The sequence below is a fragment of the Azotobacter armeniacus genome, assembly GCF_054779355.1.
The window spans coordinates 6,122-22,006 of the sequence record NZ_BAAGYK010000082.1 but is presented as its reverse complement, the minus strand read 5'-3'; the positions used below and the strand labels follow the sequence as shown (position 1 = coordinate 22,006).

15 protein-coding genes and 1 pseudogene are annotated in these 15,885 nt (G+C 61.9%); 10 read left to right on the top strand and 6 right to left on the bottom strand.

Translation table 11 applies throughout. The annotated features are described in order from the left end of the window. Nucleotides 1–405, bottom strand: a complete 405-nt coding sequence (locus ACYVD0_RS12500) for a YbaN family protein (RefSeq protein WP_460427106.1) — start codon at nucleotides 403–405, stop codon at nucleotides 1–3. 10 nt (nucleotides 406–415) lie between these two features. Continuing rightward, complete coding sequence (locus tag ACYVD0_RS12495) at nucleotides 416–1,003, bottom strand: YecA/YgfB family protein (RefSeq protein WP_460427105.1); 588 nt, start codon at nucleotides 1,001–1,003, stop codon at nucleotides 416–418. A gap of 241 nt (nucleotides 1,004–1,244) precedes the next feature. Here ACYVD0_RS12495 and recQ point away from each other — a divergent pair, with 241 nt between their 5' ends. The 5 genes from recQ (at nucleotide 1,245) to ACYVD0_RS12470 (ending at nucleotide 6,316) form a co-directional block, all read left to right on the top strand. Then, complete coding sequence (gene recQ / locus ACYVD0_RS12490) at nucleotides 1,245–3,368, top strand: RecQ family ATP-dependent DNA helicase (RefSeq protein ID WP_460427104.1); 2,124 nt, start codon at nucleotides 1,245–1,247, stop codon at nucleotides 3,366–3,368. A gap of 123 nt (nucleotides 3,369–3,491) precedes the next feature. Further along, nucleotides 3,492–3,938: a MarR family transcriptional regulator gene (locus ACYVD0_RS12485; protein WP_460427103.1), complete on the top strand. Its 447-nt coding sequence runs from the start codon at nucleotides 3,492–3,494 to the stop codon at nucleotides 3,936–3,938. A gap of 108 nt (nucleotides 3,939–4,046) precedes the next feature. Further along, nucleotides 4,047–4,331 (top strand): Rdx family protein, encoded by a 285-nt coding sequence (locus ACYVD0_RS12480; protein ID WP_460427102.1) that lies wholly within the window; start codon nucleotides 4,047–4,049, stop codon nucleotides 4,329–4,331. Nucleotides 4,332–4,436: 105 nt separating this feature from the next. After that, entirely contained in the window at nucleotides 4,437–5,264 is an 828-nt protein-coding gene (locus ACYVD0_RS12475) for a UDP-2,3-diacylglucosamine diphosphatase (RefSeq protein ID WP_460427101.1), read from the top strand. Then, nucleotides 5,261–6,316: a glycosyltransferase family 4 protein gene (locus ACYVD0_RS12470; protein WP_460427100.1), complete on the top strand. Its 1,056-nt coding sequence runs from the start codon at nucleotides 5,261–5,263 to the stop codon at nucleotides 6,314–6,316. The genes ACYVD0_RS12475 and ACYVD0_RS12470 overlap by 4 nt, the downstream gene beginning before the upstream one ends. Nucleotides 6,317–6,568: 252 nt before the next feature. Here the strand turns inward: ACYVD0_RS12470 and ACYVD0_RS12465 are convergent, their stop codons facing one another. Together ACYVD0_RS12465 and ACYVD0_RS12460 are read right to left on the bottom strand one after the other, a co-directional pair. After that, nucleotides 6,569–7,963 carry an adenylate/guanylate cyclase domain-containing protein gene (locus ACYVD0_RS12465; protein ID WP_460427099.1) on the bottom strand — a complete coding sequence of 465 codons (1,395 nt, stop codon included), beginning with the start codon at nucleotides 7,961–7,963 and terminating at the stop codon, nucleotides 6,569–6,571. A gap of 164 nt (nucleotides 7,964–8,127) precedes the next feature. Then, nucleotides 8,128–8,391, bottom strand: a complete 264-nt coding sequence (locus tag ACYVD0_RS12460; protein ID WP_460427098.1) for a DUF4404 family protein — start codon at nucleotides 8,389–8,391, stop codon at nucleotides 8,128–8,130. Between the two features lie 449 nt (nucleotides 8,392–8,840). Between ACYVD0_RS12460 and ACYVD0_RS12455 the strand changes: the two genes are divergently transcribed. From ACYVD0_RS12455 to rssC, 3 genes are all read left to right on the top strand, one after another. Next, nucleotides 8,841–9,545 (top strand): MlaA family lipoprotein, encoded by a 705-nt coding sequence (locus tag ACYVD0_RS12455; RefSeq protein WP_460427097.1) that lies wholly within the window; start codon nucleotides 8,841–8,843, stop codon nucleotides 9,543–9,545. 281 nt (nucleotides 9,546–9,826) lie between these two features. Continuing rightward, nucleotides 9,827–11,011 carry a two-component system response regulator RssB gene (rssB, locus tag ACYVD0_RS12450; RefSeq protein ID WP_460427096.1) on the top strand — a complete coding sequence of 395 codons (1,185 nt, stop codon included), beginning with the start codon at nucleotides 9,827–9,829 and terminating at the stop codon, nucleotides 11,009–11,011. Next, nucleotides 11,008–11,490: an STAS domain-containing protein gene (gene rssC, locus ACYVD0_RS12445; protein ID WP_460427095.1), complete on the top strand. Its 483-nt coding sequence runs from the start codon at nucleotides 11,008–11,010 to the stop codon at nucleotides 11,488–11,490. Before rssB ends, rssC begins: the two co-directional genes overlap by 4 nt. Before the next feature lie 56 nt (nucleotides 11,491–11,546). On the opposite strand, the gene tal is transcribed toward rssC, so the two are convergent. Both tal and dusA read right to left on the bottom strand, forming a co-directional pair. Further along, complete coding sequence (gene tal, locus ACYVD0_RS12440; RefSeq protein WP_460427094.1) at nucleotides 11,547–12,473, bottom strand: transaldolase; 927 nt, start codon at nucleotides 12,471–12,473, stop codon at nucleotides 11,547–11,549. A 145-nt stretch (nucleotides 12,474–12,618) separates the two neighbouring features. Continuing rightward, nucleotides 12,619–13,629: a tRNA dihydrouridine(20/20a) synthase DusA gene (dusA, locus tag ACYVD0_RS12435; RefSeq protein ID WP_460427093.1), complete on the bottom strand. Its 1,011-nt coding sequence runs from the start codon at nucleotides 13,627–13,629 to the stop codon at nucleotides 12,619–12,621. A gap of 105 nt (nucleotides 13,630–13,734) precedes the next feature. Between dusA and ACYVD0_RS12430 the strand changes: the two genes are divergently transcribed. Next, entirely contained in the window at nucleotides 13,735–14,868 is a 1,134-nt protein-coding gene (locus tag ACYVD0_RS12430) for a tyrosine-type recombinase/integrase (RefSeq protein ID WP_460427092.1), read from the top strand. Between the two features lie 173 nt (nucleotides 14,869–15,041). Continuing rightward, nucleotides 15,042–15,885: pseudogene (locus ACYVD0_RS12425) on the top strand (ISAs1 family transposase); the annotation flags it as partial.

The window sequence follows — 15,885 nt, the reverse complement described above, 5'->3', positions numbered from 1 at the left end:
TTAGCCGGTCCACACCGGCCGGGTTTTCTGCCTGAGGATGTAAACCGTGACCAGCGCGGCGCTGGCCAGCATGAGGAGGCGGGCAGGGGCCAGCGGAATCAGATAGCAGGACAGCAGGATGCTCGCCCACATCAGGCCGACAGCGTAGACCTTGACCTTGAGGGGAATACCCCTGCCATCCAGGTAGTCGCGGATCCAGGGGCCCAGGTAGGGATGGCCGACCAGCCAGAGATAGAAGCGCCGTGAGCTGCGCATGAAGCAGGCCGCTGCCAGCAGCAGGAAGGGGGTGGTCGGCAGCAGCGGCAGAAAGATGCCGATCACCCCCAGCGCCAGGCTGAGCAGGCCGACCGCCTGCAGGACATGGCGCACCAGGCGGGAGCGGCTTTCGCGGACGGTCCGCGTCATCTCGCCCCCCTCAGTGAGGACGCGGTTTGAGCAGCGCGGGTTTTTCCTCGGGCGCGTGGCAGAGCAGGAACAGTGTGGTGAGCAGGTCCGGAATCTGCTGGATCATCTCATCCACCAGCTTGCGGTCGTGGGCGATTTCCGCGAAGTCCGGCTGGTCTTCGAACAGGCCGGAGGCGATCATGATCGGCAGCAGCAGCTCGCTGACTTCCTCCTCGGACTCCTCGAACCAGGCCTCCTCGCGCAGGAAGACCCCCTCCATGAAGCCGATGCACCAGCCGCGCAGGTCGGAGTCGTCGGGGTTGTCGCCCAGATCAAGCTCGCAGGGCAGCTCGGGATCCTCATCGCCGGCCAGTTGGCGGCCGATATGCGCCTTGAGCTGGAGCAGCGTGGCCTCGATTTCCTCCCGTTCGAGGTCGCTGCGATAGTGCGGCGGCTCGGCGAACAAGGAGTCGATCCATTCGTGCTCGGGCACGGGTTCCGGGCTAATCGACAAAGCCGTCAGGTAGCCGTGAGTGGCGATGTAGTCCAGCGCCTCTTCATGCAGATCGTCGGCGTCGAGAAAGGCTTGCAGGCGGGACAATTGCTCGGCAAAGGACATGGCACGACTACCTTGAAGGTTGGGGAGGCTGGATTTTAGCCCGGATAACGCCCGGCGGCGTGCAGCAGCGCGGTTTTTTTCGTGGCCGGTCGCACGGGACGCGTTCGGCAGCTACCGGAGCGGGAGCCGGTAGCCGGGCACTCACGTATAATGCGCCGTTTCATGGCGGCCCCGCTCGGAGCCGTGCGGTCGATTCAACCCGACAGGCCCACCCGGCCTCGTTGCTCCGTTTGGAGTGTCCATGCTCGAACAGGCTCTGCGCATTCTCAAGGACGTCTTCGGTTACGACTCGTTTCGTGGCAACCAGGCGGCAATCATCGAGCGCGTCGCCCGAGGCGGCGACGCCCTGGTGCTGATGCCGACCGGCGGTGGCAAGTCGCTCTGCTACCAGGTCCCGGGATTGCTGCGTGAAGGACTGGCGGTGGTGGTTTCGCCGCTGATCGCGCTGATGGAGGATCAGGTTGCCACCCTTGACGAGCTGGGCGTGCCGGCGGTGGCGCTGAACTCCACGCTGAGCACCGACGAGCAGCGCGAGATCGCCGAGCGGATCCGTCTGGGTGAGATCAAACTGCTCTATCTGGCCCCGGAGCGTCTGGTGCAGCCGCGCATGCTGGCCTTTCTGCAGCGCCTGCCTATCGGCCTGTTCGCCATCGACGAGGCGCACTGCGTGTCCCAGTGGGGGCACGACTTTCGGCCCGAATACCTGCAGCTGGGCCAGCTCGCCGAACTGTTCCCACAGGTGCCGCGCATTGCCCTGACCGCAACGGCGGACAAGCGCACCCGCGAGGAAATCGTCCTGCGCCTGCACCTGGAAAACGCCGAGCGCTTTCTCTCCAGTTTCGACCGGCCGAACATCTTCTACCGCATTGTCGCCAAGGATCAGCCGCGCAAGCAGCTGCTCGGCTTTCTCGCCGAGCGCCGTGGCGACGCCGGGATCGTCTACTGCCTGTCGCGGAAGAAGGTTGAGGAAACCGCCACCTTTCTCGCCGAGCAGGGTTTTCCGGCGCTGCCCTACCACGCCGGACTGTCGAACGAGCTGCGCACCTGCCACCAGAGGCGCTTCCTCAACGAGGAGGGGCTGATCATGGTGGCGACCATCGCCTTCGGCATGGGCATCGACAAGCCCAACGTGCGCTTCGTCGCCCATCTCGACCTGCCCAAGTCGCTGGAAGCCTATTATCAGGAAACCGGCCGTGCCGGACGCGACGGCCTGCCGGCGGATGCCTGGATGGCCTACGGCCTGCAGGACGTGCTGCTGCTCAAGCAGATGCTCAACGGCTCTGAGGGCGACGAGCGGCACAAGCGGATCGAACAGCACAAGCTCGACGCCATGCTGGCGCTGTGCGAGGAGACCCGTTGCCGCCGTCAGGCGCTGCTGGCCTATTTCGACGAGGAGCTGGCCGAGCCCTGCGGCCACTGCGACAACTGCGTCGACGGCGTGCAGACCTGGGACGCCACCGAGGCTGCCCGGCAGGCGCTGTCGACCATCTACCGCAGCGGCCAGCGCTATGGCGTTGGTCATCTGGTGGACATCCTGCTTGGTCGCGACAATGACAAGGTGCGCAGCCTGGGGCATCAGCACCTGTCGGTGTTCGGTGTCGGCAAGGCGCACAGCGAAGGGGAGTGGCGCACGCTGTTCCGTCAGTTGGTCGCCCGCGGTCTGGCCGACGTGGATCTGGACGGCTATGGCGGCCTGCGCCTGAACCAGGGCTGCCGGGCGTTGCTGCGCGGTGAGGTGAGCCTGGAGCTGCGCCGCGATCTCAAGCCGCAGACACCGCGGCCGACGGCCAGCGCCGCCAGCCAACTGGTTCGTCATGACGAGCGCGAGCAGTGGGAGGCGCTGCGCACGCTGCGCCGCAGACTGGCGGAAGAGCATTCGGTGCCGCCCTATGTGATCTTCCCCGATGCTACGCTGCTGGAAATGCTGCGCAGTCGGCCGCGTTCGCTGTCCGAGATGGCGCGGGTCAGCGGCGTCGGTGCGCGCAAGCTGGAGCGCTATGGCGAGGCCTTCCTTGAGGTACTCAACAAGGCCAGCGAGTTGCTGAAGCCGGTGACCGATCTGCGCCACGAGCTGGTCAGCCTGGCTCGTGCCGGCATGACGCCGACGCAGATCGCCCGCCAGCTGGATTGTACGGAAAAGAACGTCTATGGCCTGTTGGCCGAGGCCATCGGCCGGCGCCAGCTCACCCTCGAACAGGCGCTTGACCTGCCCGAGGAACTGCTCGGTGAAATCCACGATGCTTTCCTCGACGACGACGACGAACTGCCGCCGGTCGCGGCGTTGGCCGAGCAGTTCGGTGGACGGGTTCCGCAGGGGGTGCTGCAATGCGTACGCGCGGCCCTACAGGTCGAGCTCGATTCCTGATCGACGCATTGCACCAGAACTGCTTTTACATCTTTTGACTAAAAGTCGCGTGGCATATTATTTGGCTTGCAGTTACGGTTAGCTTACTAATAATTAGTCCAAGTACCCGTGCGAGCTTTTCCCATGTCCTACTTGAATCAGCATCGCTTTGCGATGCAACTTGCTCAGTTGTCACGTGCCTGGCGTGCCGAGCTGGATCGTCGGTTGTCCGGAATGGGCTTGTCACAGGCGCGCTGGCTGGTGCTGCTGCATCTGGCCCGCTTCGAGGCCCGTGTCGGGAAGTGGCCTACCCAGCGCGAACTGGCCAAGAGCGTGGCGGTTGAGGGGCCGACCCTGGCCCGGCTGCTGGATACCCTGGAGGCGCAAGGGCTGGTCAGCCGTCAGGCAGTGGCGGAGGATCGGCGGGCCAAGCGGATTGTGCTGAACCCGGTGGCAGTGCCGCTGATCGAGAGGATCGAGGCGATTTCCTCCGAGTTGCGTCAGGAGCTCTTTGCGGGCATCGACCCGGAGGAGCTGCGTCTCTGCCAGCAGGTGCATGCGCGGATCCTCGCCAACCTGGAGAAGCCCTGAAGCGTCGCGCCCTGGCTTCGGCATTCCAGCTCGGTTTGCCGGCAGGGGCAGATGCCCATGCGCAGCACTATCATGGTAGCTAGCCTGTCACAGCTTCCTGGGGGCGCCATGAATACGGCCAAGCCGGAAATCCTCATCACCTACTGCACCCAGTGTCAGTGGCTGCTGCGTGCCGCCTGGCTGGCCCAGGAGCTGCTCAGCACTTTCGGCGAGGATCTCGCTAGAGTCAGCCTGGAGCCGGGCCGCGGCGGGGTATTCCGCATTACATGCGATGGCGTGCAGATCTGGGAGCGCAAGGCCGACGGTGGCTTTCCCGAGGCCAAGGTGCTTAAGCAGCGTGTGCGCGACCGGATCGATCCGGGACGCAATCTCGGCCATAGCGACCGTCCCTGAGTTCCGCTGCGGCGCTTGGCGCGCTGTCACTGAATCGACCCGGCACCGTCACTGCGCCTTCATCCCAGGCGCGGAAGATCGGTTAAACCCTGCCGGAGATCGCCCATGAGCAGTGCCCAATTCTTTAAGCCGACCGACAAGCAATCCGTCCGTACGCTCTGGATTTCCGATGTCCATCTCGGTACGCGCGACTGCAAGGCCGAGCATCTGGCGAGTTTTCTCAAGCGCTATCACGCCGATACACTCTATCTGGTCGGTGATATCATCGATGGCTGGCGGTTGCGCAGCGGCATCTACTGGCCACAGGCGCATACCAATGTCATCCGTCGCCTGCTGACCATGAGCAAGCGCGGCACCAAGGTGATCTACGTCACCGGCAACCATGACGAGTTCCTGCGCCGTTATTCCGCGCTGATGCTGGGCAACATCCACCTGGTCGACGAGGCAGAGCACATCACTGCCGATGGCCGGCGGCTGCTGGTAATCCATGGCGACCAGTTCGACGTGGTCACCCGCTGCCACAGATGGCTGGCCTTCCTTGGCGACTCTGCCTACGGCGTCACCCTGACCCTCAACCGCTGGCTCAACCACTGGCGCGAGCGCTGGGGCTACGGCTACTGGTCGCTGTCGGCCTGCCTCAAGTACAAAGTAAAGACAGCGGTGAACTTTATCAGCGACTTTGAGGAGGCCATCGCCCATGAGTGCCAGCGCCGTGGCTTCAACGGCGTAGTCTGCGGGCACATCCATCATGCGGAAATCCGTCGCCTGGGCGAGGTGGAGTACCTCAACTGCGGCGACTGGGTGGAGTCCTGCACGGCGCTGATCGAGCACGGGGACGGCACCATCGAGCTCTATCGCCTGGCCGAGGAGCAGGCACCCCAGATGCGGCAGGGAGGAGCGGGACTGGCGAGCGCCATTGAGACGGCGGCATGAGAATTCTGATTGTCAGCGATGCCTGGCTGCCGCAGGTCAACGGCGTAGTCACCAGTCTACAGTCCCTGATCGGCGAGTTGCGCGAGCTGGGCCACCAGGTTCGGGTGCTGTCGCCCGGCGACTTCCGCTCTCGGCCCTGCCCGACCTATCCGGAAATTCCGCTGGTCTGGGAGCTCTGGCGGGTGGGGCCGGCAATCCGTGAGTTTCGTCCGGATTGCGTGCACCTGGCCACCGAGGGCCCCCTGGGCTGGGCCGCCCGACACTGGCTGATGAAGCGCGGAATGGCGTTTTCCACTGCAATTCACACCCGCTTCCCGGAGTATGTCCATACCCGCTGGCCGTGGTTGCCGCTCAGTTTGGGCTACGCTCTGCTGCGCGCCTTCCACCGGCCGAGCCGTGCGGTGCTGGTGAGCACCGTGCGCCTGCGCGAGGAGTTCAGGCACTGGCGCCTGCCGCGGTTGGTCATCTGGCGCAAGGGTGTGGATACCCGACTGTTCTTTCCGCAGCCGGAGCGGCCCGGGCCGGAGCGGCCGGTCTTTCTCTATGTCGGGCGCATCGCGCTGGAGAAGAACCTGGAGGCCTTCCTGACACTCGACCTGCCGGGCGAGAAGCGAGTGGTCGGGGACGGGCCGCAGCGCGCGGAACTGGAGGCGCGTTATCCGGAGGCGAGCTTTCTTGGCTATCGGCATGGTCAGGAGCTCGCCGCGGCCTATGTCGAGGCCAGCGTGCTGGTGTTTCCCTCGCGTACAGACACCTATGGTTTGGTGATGCTGGAGGCGTTGGCCTGTGGCACCCCGGTGGCGGCATTTCCGGTGCCGGGTCCGCTGGACGTGGTGGTGGCGGGAGTGAGCGGCGTGCTCGACGAGGATCTCGGCAAAGCCTGCCTGGCCGCGCTGGAGCTGAATCGCACACACTGTGCCGAGTTGGCGGCCCGGCAGTCCTGGCGCGCCTCGGCGCTCGAGTTCCTGGCCCACCAAGTGCTGTTGGATGGTGAGCCGTGCATCCGGCCGCAGGCACGCGCGGGATTCTGGACGGATGCCCTGGCCGACTAGATTCGCTGCGAGGACTCCGGCCCGCTTCACGGGCTCGAGAGGATAGAGAGGATAGAGAGGCAGGGCTACTCCACTGGCGGGAAGTGGCCGGCACTCCTGATGCTTCTATTTTGGCAAGGCTTGGTTGGGGAAGCGGGTGTTGCGGGGGGTTGTTGCGCTCTGAGTCGGATTCGATCCATCTGATCCGGAGGTCATCCCGGGCCGTTTTGGCAGCGGAAGATCCGCTAGTCCGTGTGTTGCCGCAGTTCGTGCCTAGACGGTGACCTTGTCCCTGAGCTTTTCCGCGGCCTGGCGAAGAGCCAGGATGACCCGTTCCTTGTCGAAACTCTGGATATCGTTGGTGTCCAGATACATCGAGAAGCCCGGCATTTCGTGTTCGATGAAGCTGGACACGGCGCCAAGGTCGCGGCGGAAGTCCACGATCTGATAGATCTGCACCGGCCGGCTGAAGCCTTTGACCGTGATCTGGCCCTTGTCGCGGCACATGATCACGTCTTTCACCAGTGAATAGGTCTCATGAGATATTAAGATCTCCCCGGCATCCGATGCGCTTTCCAGGCGGCTGGCGAGGTTCACCTCGCGACCAATAATGGTGTAGTCCATCCGCGTGTCGGCGCCGAAGTTGCCGACCGTGCAATAGCCGCTGTTAATGCCCATGCGGATTTCCAGCGGCTTGGTGATGCCCTGAGCGCGCCATTGCTGGCGCAGTACCTTCATGTGCTTGCGCATGGCAATGGCCATAGAGACCGCGGCGACTGCATCGTTCTTCGAACCCTCGGTGGTGGGATCGCCGAAGAACACCATCACCGAATCGCCAACGAATTTGTCGATAGTGCCGCCATATTTCAGGGCGATCTTCGACATTTCATTCAGGTAGTTGTTGAGCAGGTCGGTCAGGGCCTCGGCTTCAAGCTCCTCGGACAGCTCAGTGAACCCCTTGATATCGGAGAAGAACACGGTGAGCTTCTTGCGTTGGGTTTCCAGACACACACTCTTTCTGCCTGTGAAGATCGACTCCCAAACTTGCGGCGACAGGTATTTGGCCAGGCTGCTGGCCAGCTGGGCAGACCTTTCCTGTTCCCGCTTGATCTCGCCGCGAATCTGGATAAGCCGCTGGCTCTGTCGGTAGACGAAGCAGGCGGTAATACAGACGTACAGCATGGTGAAGGCGGCGCTCACCAAGGCGACCAAGTCGGGTGTGGGGCCCCGATAGGAGGGCGCGAGCAACATGTTGGCCAGCAGCGCCGTGCTCAGGGCTACCAGCACGGCGAGTGCCAGATTGCGTGTGCCGCCCGTCATTAGTGCGCTGAAGCAGAGGGTCAGTAAGAACATCAGGCTGGGCACGATCGAGAAGCTCAGGAGCACCGCACCCAACCCGACATGTATTGCATCGACGAACAGCAGGACCTGGCTGGTCTGTTGCGGGTAGTCGAGACGATAGCCCTGGCTGAGGTGATGGGCGAGGGGGGGATAGAGCAGAGCATAGGGCACTAGCCAGAGAATGTCGTAGCTGAAATATTGCACATAGGTGCCTGCAGCGACACTCGCGGCGGCGGCAATATAGGCTAGCATGCGCGAGTAGTATTGGCGCAGCGGGTACGAGGAGGCGGGCAGTCCGCCTTGGGAGCTACTATTTACGTCTTGCATGGGAGGAGCCTTCCTTGCTGCTACTGCTGAAGCTTATGCTTGTTATGACACAAAGCTTATGCTTTAGCTGCAATGGTTACAATCATGCGCTGAAAGATTAGGCATGAGACTTCCGGGCATGATCAGGCATACTCGATGGGGTATTCTGGTGACCGGCGCGTGGGTCAGATGCCCATGTTGGCCAGGCTTTGCAGGATGTTGCGCAGGGTCACGGCGAGCGTCGGATGCTCGGCCTCGAAGCGCTCCACGGCCAGGTTGATGCCATCCACCAGGTTTTCGTCTGGTGCACCGCCTGCGTCGCGGGCGAGCTGCAGTTCGATTTCCTGGATCAAGGAGGTCAGTTTATCGCGCTCATCGGCGCTCATCGGCGGATTCTGCGCCAGTTGATCGCGCAGTTGTTGCAAATGCCGCTGCAGATTTTCGGGCATGACAACCTCCACTCATGAGATTTCCTTGAAGGAAAAGAATAGTTCAGGCAGGGAGTGCCTGCTTGATCCTGATCAAAGGGGGAAGGGTTTCGGATTTTTCCGTCTTTGCCGACGTGATCTGATTCGTCGGAGCGGCGGGTCTCTGATTGGTGCAGTCGTTCCCCCTCATCCTGGCCGAGATGGCACAAGGCCGGGTCCTGCGTGAGCCGATGTCCTGCCGGCAGCCAGGAAGCCTAAAAGCGTAGCGCTGGCTTCAGCGAAGCCAAGATAATGACTGTGTGTGACATATCCATGACCAGAGAGGCTCCAGCTCCAGCCCAATTGCAAAAGCTTGTGACCGACTATGACTTTGGTTTTATCAGCAACCGCGGTTATGCTGCTGCCTGAATGCATAGCAGACTATATACTCGGCCACTATTGAATAATTCTTCGCGGAGGAGGTACCTGCAATGCGTGTGATTGCCGCCGACCGGACCAAACGATTGGGCCGTACGCTGGTCTGTGCTGGACTGGCCCTGTTGCCCGTAGTGGCAGCGGCTGCTGAGGAGGACCCTTGGGAGGGTGTCAACCGGGCGATATTCCGTTTCAACGACACCCTGGATACCTATTTCTTGAAGCCAGTTGCCAAGGGTTATCAAGCGATTACCCCGCAGTTCTTCGAGGATGGCGTGCACAACGTCTATCGCAACATCGGTGACGTCGGTAATTTGGCCAACGATCTGCTGCAGGCCAAGTTCCCTGATGCGGGGGTCGATAGCAGCAGGCTGCTGCTCAACAGCACCCTGGGCGTACTGGGGTTCTTCGACGTGGCCACCAAGATGGGGCTTGACCGTAACGACGAGGACTTCGGTCAGACCCTGGGGGCCTGGGGCGTGCAGAGTGGTCCCTATGTGGTTTTGCCGTTCTTCGGGCCAAGCACAGTGCGTGATGCCGGCGGACTGGTCGTGGACGCCTATACAAAACCTTACCCATACATGGATGACGACATTCGGACTCGCAACATCATGCTCGGTCTCAATATCGTGGATACGCGTGCCAGTTTGCTGTCGGCGGAGAAGCTCATCACCGGCGACAAATATGTTTTCATGCGCAATGCTTACCTGCAGAATCGCGAATTTAAGGTGCAGGATGGCAAGGTGGAGGACGATTTCTAAAGCCTTTTCCTCGAAGTGCCCATTCAATGCCAGTCTTTCGAGATTGGCATTTTTGTTTCTACAGCTCGACCACGTTCGCCGGCTGAATTTGAGTAATTCATGCCCTTATAGCAGCGTGTTATTTCTGCTGCGATGACAAATATGGCTACCAGTGTACGCTTGAATCACCGAGCGGATGGGAGTACCGTCTGCGCCGTGAAGCGAACTCACCACTAGCGCTTTGGCCAGGGGGCGGGTGTATATGCGAACCCAATCTCTGGCGCAGTCTGCCCGGATGCCTCATGCACAATTCCAGTGCCAAGCTGCTGATAATCGATGACGACAAAGTCGTCCGTGCCAGTCTCGCGGCCTACCTGGAGGATAGCGGTTTCCAGGTCCTGCAGGCCGGTGATGCTCTGCAGGGACTCGAGATTTTCGAGGACGAGGAGCCCGAGCTGGTCATCTGCGATCTGCGCATGCCGCAGATCGACGGCCTGGAGTTGATTCGCCGGATGGGCGAGCAGCAGAGCGAGACCCCAGTTATCGTGATGTCCGGTGCGGGAGTCATGAGCGATGTGGTCGAGGCCCTGCGTCTCGGTGCTGCCGACTATCTAATCAAGCCGCTGGAAGATCTTGCCGTGCTCGAGCATTCAGTGCGTCGGACGCTGGATCGGGCGCGTCTGCGTCTGGAAAACCGTCGCTATCGGGAAAAGCTGGAGGTGGCCAACCGGGAGCTGCAGGCCAGTCTGAGCCTGTTGCAGGAAGACCAGAATGCCGGGCGCCAGGTGCAGCTGAACATGCTGCCGGAAACACCCTGGGAAGTGGATGGGCTGTGCTTCGCCCACAAGATCATCCCGTCTCTCTATCTTTCCGGCGATTTCGTCGACTACTTCCGGGTCGATGAACGCCGGCTGGGCTTTTATCTGGCCGACGTCTCCGGTCATGGTGCCTCCTCCGCATTCGTCACCGTGCTGCTCAAGTTCATGACCACGCGCTTGCTCTACGAATTTCGGCGCAATGGCGCTTTCCCCGACTTCAAGCCCTCCGACGTGCTCGGTCACATCAACCGTGGCCTGATCAACTGCAAGCTGGGCAAGCATGTGACCATGCTCGGCGGTTTGATCGATCTGACCGCTGATCGGCTGACCTACTGCGTGGGAGGGCATCTGCCCTTGCCTGTGTTCTACAGTAACGGCGAGGCCACCTATTTGAAGGGGCGCGGACTGCCGGTCGGTCTGTTTCAGGACGCCAGCTACGAGAATTACGAGTTGCAGCTGCCGGCATCCTTCAGTCTGACGTTGGTGTCGGACGGGGTTCTGGATCTTTTGCCGGGTGATACGCTCAAAGAAAAGGAAGCCGTCCTGCCGGACCGTGTGAGGGCCGCAGGTGGCAGTTTGGATGGGTTGCGCCAGATATTGGGATTGGCCCAGCTGGGCGAAATGCCGGATGATATCGCCTTGCTGGTGTTGAACAGGAACCTTGCATGAGTACCGGGAAAATCCAGTTCGCCGAGCAAAGCGGCACCTTCGTCCTCAAGTTCATCGGGGAAATCCGGCTGACTTTGTGTTCGGCCCTGGATGACACTATCGAGCGAATTTTCGCGGCCCTCAATTTCTCCGCCATCGTCATCGACCTGACCGAGACAGAAGGCATCGACAGCACCACGCTGGGGCTTCTGGCCAAGCTCTCGATCCTCTCTCGGCAGAAGGTTGGCATGTTGCCGACGGTGGTGACGACCCATCCGGACATCACCCGTCTGCTGCAGTCGATGGGCTTCGACCAAGTGTTCAACATCGTCGATCGTCCCGTTCCCTGTCCGGAATGTCTCTCCGAATTGCCTTCCCAGGATCAGTCGGAGGAGGTGGTCAAGGCCAAGGTGCTAGAAGCGCACCGTATTTTGATGGGATTGAACGAGTCCAATCGGGAAGCCTTCCATGATCTGGTCAGTGCCCTCGAGCGCCAGTAACCGGCGATCTTCCTGTGCAGGCGAGGCGACTACCCGGTAGCGCCCCGTTTTGCGTTTCAGACCTTTTCGGCCAGCAGTGCTTCCAGCTTGAGCTGATCGCGAGCGAACAGACGGATGCCCTCGGCTAGCTTTTCGGTCGCCATCGCGTCTTCGTTGAGCGCCCAGCGGAAGGCCTGCTCATCCAGCACCTGACGGGCTTCCCCGGTAGCGCCGGGGGCCAGCCTGCGCTCCAACGGACCTTGCTCTTCGGCCAGCTGCAGCAGCAGTTCGGGGCTGATGGTCAGGCGGTCGCAGCCGGCCAGCTGCTCGATCTGCCCCAGATTACGGAAGCTCGCCCCCATCACTACGGTTCCATAGCCGTTGGACTTGTAATAGTTGTAGATGCGCGTGACCGACTGCACACCGGGGTCTTCCGCTCCGCCGAAGTCGCGTCCCTCGGCCTTCTTGTGCCAGTCGTAGATGCGCCCAACGAAGGGAGAGATCAGGAACACCCCGGCATCGGCACAGGCGGCGGCCTGGGCGAAGGCGAACAGCAGGGTCAGGTTGGTCTGGATGCCAGCCTTCTCCAGTTGTTCGGCCGCGCGGATGCCTTCCCAGGTGGCAGCAATCTTGATCAGCACGCGCTCGCGAGCAACGCCGGCCTGCTCGTAGAGTTCGATCAGGCGTTCAGCCCGGCGTATGCTGGCCTGGCTGTCGAAGGACAGGCGTGCGTCCACTTCGGTGGAGATGCGTCCGGGAATCACCTTGAGAATCTCCTGGCCTACGGCGACGGCGAACCGGTCGCAGGCCAGCCCGAGGTCGCCGGCACAGCCTGCCATCGCATGCTCCAACAGCTCAGCGTAGCGGGGCAGGGCGGCGGCCTTGAGCAGCAGCGAGGGGTTGGTGGTGGCATCGACCGGCTTCAGGCGGACAATGGCGTCCAGATCTCCAGTATCGGCGACCACCGTGGTGTATTGCTTGAGTTGCTCCAGCTTGGATGTCATGGGGCTTTGTCCTTTTACGATTGCCTGACCTTACCCGAGCGCCGGGGCGCACTCAACGGGCAGGTCGAGAGCCTGTGTGCAGGAGTGCCGCCGAACGGCCTGCACTTCGATGCCTGTCGTGGCCCAATGTTCCCTGCCCATGCCTTCAGCGCCCTTCGAGCAGGGCTGCCGCCCGATCGAGCAGCTCCAAGGGATCGCTGGCCTTATGAATGTCCACCGACAGCAACTGGCGGAAGCGGCGCGCTCCGGGAAAGCCTTGGCCCAGGCCCAGCACATGGCGGGTGACATGATGCAGGGCACCGCCTTCGGCCAAATGGCGCTCGATATAGGGCCGCAGGCGCTCCAGCGCCTCGCGTCGGCCAATCGGTGGGACGAGGCCGTCGAATAATTCCTGATCGACCTGGGAGAGCAGGTACGGATTATGGTAGGCCTCGCGACCAAGCATCACGCCGTCGAAGGTCTGCAGGTGCTGGCGGCATTCCTCAAGGGTCTTGATTCCCCCGTTGAGGATGATCTCCAGATCGGGAAAGTCCCGCTTGAGCTGTGCAGCCACCTCGTAGCATAGCGGCGGAATCTCGCGGTTCTCCTTGGGCGACAGCCCGGCGAGGATGGCGATGCGGGCATGCACGACGAAGCTCCGACAACCAGCCTCGCGCACCTGGCCGACGAATTCGCAGAGTTCGTCATAGGAGTCCCGGCCGTCGATACCGATACGATGCTTGACCGTAACCGGAATGGCCACGACATCGCGCATCGCCTTCACGCAATCGGCCACCAGTGCCGGATGCCCCATCAGGCAGGCGCCGATCAGGTTGTTCTGCACACGGTCGCTGGGGCAGCCGACATTCAGGTTGACCTCGTCGTAGCCGGCCTGCTCGGCCAGCTTCGCACAGGCTGCCAGCTCGGCGGGCACGCTGCCGCCCAGTTGCAGCGCCAAGGGATGCTCCGCCTGGTCATGGCACAAGAAGCGCCGGGCATCGCCATGCAGCAGTGCGCCAGTGGTGACCATCTCGGTGTAGAGCAGGGCATGTCGCGACAGCTGCCGGAGAAAAAAGCGGCAATGCCGATCGGTCCAATCCATCATCGGCGCGACGCAGAAGCGACGGGACGGCTCAGGGCGCGTGGTTGCTGGGTTTGAGCTTGATTTATCTAGCATTTTTGGGTGTCTGATTTTCTGCCGTTTTCGCCCGTTTTTGCCCATTATTTGATGCTTGGTGCTACATTGTAGCACTCGAAAAATCCTTGTAGCACCGAGGCCGAGATGGGGACGATTACAGCGCGGCCACGCAAGGGTGGCGGCACTGGGTATACCGCGCAGATCAGGATCAAGCGCGAGGGAAAAGTAGTCTATCAAGAAAACCAAACCTTCGACCGGAAGGCGGCAGCCCAAGCCTGGATCAAGCGACGGGAGACCGAGCTGGCCGTGCCGGGGGCGCTGGAGCGGGCGGGGTGCAAGGGAGCCACGATCAAGGAGATGATCGATCGTTACCTGGATGAGTATGAAAAGACCCGGCCGCTGGGCAAGACCAAGCGGGCCACGCTGCGAACGATCGCGGAAACCTGGTTGGGCGAAGTAGTAGACCAAGACCTGACCAGTCAGCTGCTGGTCGAGTATGCGCAGTGGCGTATGGAGCCGGCTGGCGGTGGTATCAAACCGCAGACGGTGAGCAACGATCTGGCGCACCTGGGCGCTGTGTTGTCGGTGGCGAAGCCGGCGTGGGCGTATGAAGTCGATCCGCATGCCATGGGGGACGCACGCACGGTGTTACGCAAGCTGGGCATGGTGGGTCGCAGCAGCGAGCGTGACCGGCGTCCAGTTGCTGACGAACTCGATAAGTTGCTCGAGCATTTCTTCGAGATGCAGCAGCGCCGGCCGAGCTCGATCAACATGCCGAAGGTGCTGGCCTTCGCGCTGTTCTCCACGCGCCGACGGGAGGAGATCACGCGGATTCGTTGGGATGACTTGGACGAGCGCCGCCAGGCTGTGCTGGTCCGCGACATGAAGAACCCCGGGCAGAAGATCGGCAATGACGTCTGGTGCCATCTGCCGGACGAGGCCTGGACGATCCTGCAGAGCATGCCGCGCAGTTGCCCGGAGATATTCCCGTACAACGGGGACTCGATTTCCGCATCATGGACTCGGGCCTGCAAGTTCCTGCAGATCGAAGACTTGCACTTTCACGACCTTCGTCATGAAGGGGTCAGCAGGCTGTTCGAGATGGACTGGGATATTCCGCGGGTGGCCAGCGTATCGGGGCATCGCAACTGGAACTCGTTGCGGCGTTATACCCCCCTGCATAGTCGAGGTGATCCGTATAAAGGGTGGTCCTGGTTAGAGAGGATCATCAAGGCGCCCGTTGAGCTGGGCGTTCGAGAGAAAATAAAAAGGGCCTGACAGGCCCCTTGGTCCAGCTGGCTTTGCGTAGCTGGGCAATTACATTGAGCCGACCAAGCGTTTGCATCTCACCTGGTCGCCTATTTGTGCAGGGCAATCGCATGAAGCGAGTGGCTCGCATTTGCAGAGGAAAGCGCAAGCCGATATAGCTTGGGTATTTGTGGAGCACTCGAATGCCCCGGCCTGCAACCTCCATCACGGACGTATTCGTCTCCCAGGCGATCCCCGGCAGACCAACGAGGTTCAGCATTCCCTGGTCGAAACACTGACCATCGCCGTCTGCGGCATTCTGGTCGGTGCCGACACCTTCGAAGCGATCCAGGCGTGGGCTCAGGAGAAGCTGCCCTGGTTTCGTCGCTACCTGGCGTTGCCCAACGGCATTCCTTCGCATGACACCTTCGCCCGGCTCTTCGCGCTGATCCAGCCGCAGGCCTTCGAGGCCGCCTTCCGGCGCTGGGTCGAGGCGGTGTTGCCCGCGCTCTCGCCTCAGGTGGTGGCCCTGGATGGCAAAACCAGTCGTCGTACGGCCACGGCCGGTGAGGCGGCGCTGCATCTGGTCAGCGCCTTTGCGGCTGACGCCGGACCGATCCTGGGGCAGCAAGCCACAGCGGCCAAGTCCAATGAAAAGACAGCCCTTCCTGAGGTGCTGGCCACCCTGGCCCTGGAGGGCTGTGTGGTGACGATCGATGCCAGGGGAGCCCAGCCCGGCATTGCGCAAGCGATTCGCAAACAGAAGGCCGACTATGTCCTGGCGGTCAAAGGCAACCAGCCCACGCTGCTGGAGTCGATCAAGGACTTCTTCGAGACCTTCCGCAGGCACACGCCCGAGCGCACCCCGCACGGGTTCTGTGAAACGGTCGAAAAAGGCCATGGGCGGCTGGAAATCCGGCGCTGTCATGTTTTCGGCGAGCTGGCCTGCCTGGCTCACCCCGAGCGCTGGCCCGACCTCGGCTGTTTCGGGGGGATCGAGTCGGAGCGCCACCTGCAGGGCAGGGTTTCGCATGAGCGACGTTACTC